Source organism: uncultured Tateyamaria sp. (assembly GCF_947504105.1).
In the GTDB taxonomy this organism is placed as follows: Bacteria; Pseudomonadota; Alphaproteobacteria; order Rhodobacterales; family Rhodobacteraceae; genus Tateyamaria.
Genome location: NZ_CANNGP010000184.1, coordinates 1 through 350, shown reverse-complemented (window position 1 = coordinate 350; position 350 = coordinate 1). Strand labels below are relative to the sequence as shown.

Here is a 350-nt window from a genome sequence, read left to right as displayed (position 1 = left end):
CCAATTGCGCAGCTCAGGGCTGGTATGCCTAGCGATCTCGGCCAACCCATCGGTGTTTCTACGCAGATCTGCAAGCGTGGGCACCCGGAATTCCTTCGGCTGGCGCAACTCTTTCAAAACCTGCGTCATCACGGTGATGCGGTTATTCAAGCCTTTCCCGTGTCGCTTAAACGTCGGATTACCCTTGAATAGATCAATGACCACTGAGGAGGGCATGCGCTCCAGCGCGGCCATGGCCTCATACTTGCGTCGCTGGGCCTGGTTTGACGAATCCTCCTTCTCGGCGGGTTTGAAATCGACATAGGCCGCCTTCATGATCTCGGCGACTTCAGCCTTCGAAAGTGCCAATG

The 350-nt window shown here is 56.0% G+C and carries 1 protein-coding gene; it reads right to left on the bottom strand.

What is annotated here, in order from left to right; all coding sequences use genetic code 11:
* Positions 1 to 350: hypothetical protein (locus Q1A75_RS24120; protein WP_299593653.1), on the bottom strand; the 350-nt coding region annotated here is incomplete at both ends.